This is a genomic window from Ramlibacter sp., assembly GCF_041916345.1.
Lineage (GTDB): Bacteria > Pseudomonadota > Gammaproteobacteria > Burkholderiales > Burkholderiaceae_C > Ramlibacter.
The window spans coordinates 1-4,545 of sequence record NZ_JAYRZR010000159.1 but is presented as its reverse complement, the minus strand read 5'-3'; the positions used below and the strand labels follow the sequence as shown (position 1 = coordinate 4,545).

At 68.3% G+C, this 4,545-nt stretch carries 5 protein-coding genes and 1 pseudogene; 1 reads left to right on the top strand and 5 read right to left on the bottom strand.

Translation table 11 applies throughout. The annotated features are described in order from the left end of the window. A partial coding sequence (locus ACE3T5_RS21190) for a ShlB/FhaC/HecB family hemolysin secretion/activation protein (protein WP_374670095.1) occupies positions 1 to 996 on the top strand: 996 nt, incomplete at its 5' end. 27 nt (positions 997 to 1,023) lie between these two features. Here the strand turns inward: ACE3T5_RS21190 and pyrC are convergent. The 5 genes and pseudogenes from pyrC to ACE3T5_RS21165 all read right to left on the bottom strand — a co-directional run. Beyond that, entirely contained in the window at positions 1,024 to 2,061 is a 1,038-nt protein-coding gene (gene pyrC, locus ACE3T5_RS21185; protein ID WP_374670094.1) for a dihydroorotase, read from the bottom strand. 79 nt (positions 2,062 to 2,140) lie between these two features. Beyond that, a complete protein-coding gene (locus tag ACE3T5_RS21180; protein WP_374670093.1) occupies positions 2,141 to 2,878 on the bottom strand; it encodes an amino acid ABC transporter ATP-binding protein in 738 nt (245 codons plus the stop codon). 7 nt (positions 2,879 to 2,885) lie between these two features. Continuing rightward, positions 2,886 to 3,554, bottom strand: coding sequence for an amino acid ABC transporter permease (locus ACE3T5_RS21175; protein ID WP_374670092.1), 669 nt, complete (start codon positions 3,552 to 3,554; stop codon positions 2,886 to 2,888). Between the two features lies 1 nt (position 3,555). Then, entirely contained in the window at positions 3,556 to 4,314 is a 759-nt protein-coding gene (locus ACE3T5_RS21170) for an amino acid ABC transporter permease (RefSeq protein ID WP_374670091.1), read from the bottom strand. A 137-nt stretch (positions 4,315 to 4,451) separates the two neighbouring features. Beyond that, a pseudogene (locus tag ACE3T5_RS21165) lies at positions 4,452 to 4,545 on the bottom strand (amino acid ABC transporter substrate-binding protein); the annotation flags it as partial.

Genomic DNA, 4,545 nt, shown 5'->3' with positions numbered 1-4,545 from the left:
TTCACCACCGGCGAGCATCGCCTCACGCTCGGCCTGCAGGGCAACCAGATGCTGGCCGTGGACGACCAGCTGTCGTACCGGCTGAGCGTCGACCCGGACCTGCGCCACTCCACTTCGCATGCCTTGAGCTGGACCCTGCCCCTGGCCGCGCGGCACCTGCTGACGGTGTCCCTCAACGCCAGCCGGCTGAAGGGCCGCCTGCCCGCGCCCTTCGACCTCACCGGGCGCAGCGAAGGCGCCTCGGTGCGCTACGAGGTGCCCCTGCGGCTCACAGGCACCTGGACCGACAGCCTGTTCGCGAGCTTCGACTACAAGCGCAGCGACAACAACCTGCTGTTCAGCGACACACCGGTGAACGACACGGTCACCGAGATCGGCCAGTTCTCCGCGGGCTATCAGGCCACCGCACAGGACACCTACGGCCAGACGCGCGGCCAGCTGCGCGCGACGTGGTCACCGGGCAAGCTCTTCGCGGCGCACACTGACGCCGCCTTCGAGCCCGCGCGGCCCGGTGCCACCGCACGCTACACCGTGCTGCAGCTGCAGCTGGACCGCACCACCCCGGTGCCCATCGGGACCTGGGTGAGTTCGCTCACGGCCCAGTGGGCCAGCGCCAACCTGCTGGGCAGCGAGCAGCTGGCCGCCGGGGGATCCGGCACCGTGCGGGGTTTCCGCGAAGGCGCCACCTTCGGCGATGGAGGCTGGGTGTGGCGCAACGACTGGCGGCTGCCGGCCTGGCAGCCGGTGGAGGGCTCGGCCTTGTCCGTGGAAGCAGGCCTGTTCATCGACGCAGCCCGCCTGCGCGTGCACCAGCCGCTGGCGGGCGAGCCCTCGCATCGGCGGCTGGCGAGCGCGGGCCTGTCGGTGCAGGCGGGCCTGCCGCGCGGCCTGAGCGTGGCGTTCAGCTGGGGGCGTCGTCTGCGCAGCGACGTCGTCTCGCAGGCCCGCGGTGGCGACCACGGGCACTTCTCGCTCAGCGGCTACTGGTCGTTCTGATCGTACGGGGGCGGGGCCGGGGCGGGCTCAGGCCTGCAGCCGCCAGCCCAGTGTCTCGCCACCGCGCAGCGGCTTCAGCTGCGCCTCACCGAAGGGCACGGACTCGGGCAGCTGCCAGGACTCGCGGCGCAGGGTGATGGTGCCGGTGTTGCGCGGCAGGCCATAGAAGTCCGGCCCATGGAAGCTGGCGAAGCCTTCCAGCTTGTCCAGCGCGCCGGCGGCCTCGAAGGCCTCGGCATACAGCTCCATCGCGCCCAGCGCCGTGTAGCAGCCAGCGCAGCCCAGCGCATGCTCCTTCAGGTGCGCCGGGTGCGGCGCGCTGTCGGTGCCCAGGAAGAACTTGGGGCTGCCACTGGTGGCCGCCGCGACGAGCGCCTCGCGGTGCAACTCGCGCTTCAGGATCGGCAGGCAGTAGTAGTGCGGCCGGATGCCGCCGGTGAAGATCGCGTTGCGGTTGTACAGCAGGTGGTGCGCGGTGATCGTCGCCGCCGTGAAGCGGTCTGCCTCGCTCACGTACTGCGCGGCGTCCTTCGTGGTGATGTGCTCCATCACGATCTTCAGCTCGGGGAAGTCGCGGCGCAGGGGGATGAGCTGCCGGTCGATGAACACGGCCTCGCGGTCGAACACGTCCACGGCGGGATCGGTCACCTCGCCGTGCACCAGCAGCAGCAGGCCGGCGCGCTGCATCGCCTCCAGTGTGGCGTAGGTCTTGCGCAGGTCGGTCACGCCGGCGTCGCTGTTGGTCGTGGCGCCGGCCGGATAGAGCTTGAGCGCCACCACACCCGCCTCACGCGCACGGGCGATCTCGTCGGGCGGCAGGTTGTCCGTGAGGTAGAGCGACATCAGCGGCTCGAAGGCCATGCCCTGCGGCACCGCCGCCTGGATGCGCGCCTCGTAGGCGAGCGCCTGCGCCGCCGTGGTGACCGGCGGCTTGAGGTTGGGCATGATCAGCGCGCGCGCGAATTGCGCCGCCGTGTGCGGCACCACGGCCGCGAGCGCCGCGCCATCGCGCACGTGCAGGTGCCAGTCGTCCGGGCGGGTGAGGGTGAGTTGCTGCTGGGACATGGTGCGATTGTCCCAGAGCGCGGTCATCCGATTCCGCTAGCGGCCGCGGACCGCGCGGAACAACGTGCAGCGAGAAATCTCAATGCTGCAGGATCTTGTTGAGGAAGTCCTTCGTACGCGGCTGGCGCGCATCGGGATTGCCGAAGAAGTCGTCCTTGCTGCAGTCTTCCAGGATCTTGCCGCCCACGTCGATGAAGATCACGCGGCTGGCCACCTTGCGGGCGAAGCCCATCTCGTGCGTGACGCACATCATGGTCATGCCCTCGCGGGCGAGCGTGACCATCACGTCCAGCACCTCGCCCACCATCTCGGGGTCGAGCGCGGAGGTGGGCTCGTCGAACAGCATCACGATCGGGTCCATGCTCAGCGCGCGGGCAATCGCCACGCGCTGCTGCTGGCCGCCGGAGAGCTGGCCGGGGAACTTGTCCTTGTGCGCCATCAGGCCCACGCGGTCCAGCATCTTCAGGCCGCGGACCTTGGCGTCGTCCAGGCTGCGGCCCAGCACCTTGACCTGCGCGATGGTGAGGTTCTCGGTCACCGACAGATGCGGGAACAGCTCGAAGTGCTGGAACACCATGCCCACGCGGCTGCGCAGCTTGGGCAGGTCGGTCTTGGGGTCGTGCAGGCCCACGCCGTCGACGTAGATCTCGCCCTTCTGGAAGGGCTCGAGGCCGTTGACGGTCTTGATGAGGGTGGACTTGCCCGAGCCCGAGGGCCCGCAGACCACGACCACGTCGCCCTTGTTGATGCTGACCGAGCAGTCGTTCAGCACCTGGACCGGGCCGTACCACTTGGAAACGTTCTTGATTTCGATCATGACGGCCTCAGCGGATGATCTGGATCTTGAGCTGCACGCGGCGCACGATCCAGGACAGGGAGAAACAGATGATGAAGTACACGATGGCGGCGAGCAGGTAGGCCTCCACCGGGCGGCCCATGTTCTTGCCCGCGGTTTCCAGGCCCTTGAGCAGATCCGACGCGTTGATGATGTACACCAGCGACGTGTCCTGGAACAGGATGATGGTCTGCGTCAGGAACACCGGCAGCATGTTGCGGAAGGCCTGCGGCAGGATGATCAGCTTCATGTTCTGCGAGTAGGTCATGCCCAGCGCGTAGCCGGCGTTGACCTGGCCGCGAGGGATGGACTGGATGCCCGCGCGCACGATCTCGGAGAAGTAGGCCGCTTCGAAGGCGATGAAGGTGATCACCGCGGAGTTCTCGGCGCCCAGCGGGCGGCCGGTGGCGAACGGGATCAGCAGGTAGAACCACAGCAGCACCATCAGCAGCGGGATGGAGCGCATGGTGTTCACGTAGGCAGCGGCCGGCAGTTCCAGCAGCTTGTTGCCCGACAGGCGCATCAGCGCCAGCACGGTGCCGAAGGCAATGCCACCGATGGTGGCCACCACCGTCAGCCAGACGCTGAAGATGAAGCCCTTGGTGACGAAGGGGCCGATGACCGACCAGCTGAAGAAGGAGAGATCGAGACCGCCCATCTCAATGCCCCTCGCCCATGCCGCCCGCGGCCACGAAGCCGGGCACGCGCGAGCGCTTCTCCACCCAGGCCATGATACGGTTGATGGCGAAGGCCGACACCGCGTACAGCAGGGTCACGGCCAGGTACATCTGCACCGGCTGCGAGGTTTCCTCGCCGGACTGGCGCGCGAAGAAGGTGAGTTCGGCCACCGAGACGGCGAACGCCACCGAGGAATTCTTGACGATGTTCATCGACTCGCTGGTGAGCGGCGGGATCACGATGCGCAGCGCCATCGGCAGCAGCACGTAACGGTAGGTCTGCGTCGTGCTGAAGCCCAGGGCCATGCCGGCGTAGCGCTGGCCGCGCGGCAGCGCCTGGATGCCGGATCGCACCTGTTCGGCCACGCGGGCCGAGGTGAAGAAGCCGAGCGCCAGGATCACCAGCAGCACCGACGGCGTGTCCTTCATCACCGGGAAGATGGCCGGCAGCACGAAGTACCACAGGAACACCTGCACCAGCAGCGGAATGTTGCGGAACAGCTCGACCCAGACGTTGGCGAGCCGTACCAGCCAGGGGCTGTCCTGCAAGGTTCGCAGGGTGCCGATGACCAGGCCCGCGACCAGCGCCACCACCAGCGCGCACAGCGCCACGGTGAGCGTCCAGCCCCAGGCCGACAGGATCCAGTTCAGGTACGTCTGGTCGCCACCCTTGCCGAAGCAGCCGGCGATGACCTCGCCGGTGGTGGTCTCCTTGCAGAAGACCTGCCAGTCCCAAGCCATGTGGGTTTCTCCTCGTTGTTCTGGCGCCGATCTTCGCGTGGCGCGGCCGCGCGGGCAAGGCCCCCGCCGGCGCCCGCCGCCCGGCCAGGCGGCGCGGGTGCGGGCGTGCCCCGGTCAGGGGACCTGGATGCCGCGGGTTACTTCTTGGCGTAGTCTTCCATCGGCTTGTCGTTGGGGTTCGCCCACGCCGCCTTGGTGCTGTCGGACAGGGCCAGACCCACCTTGGTGTTC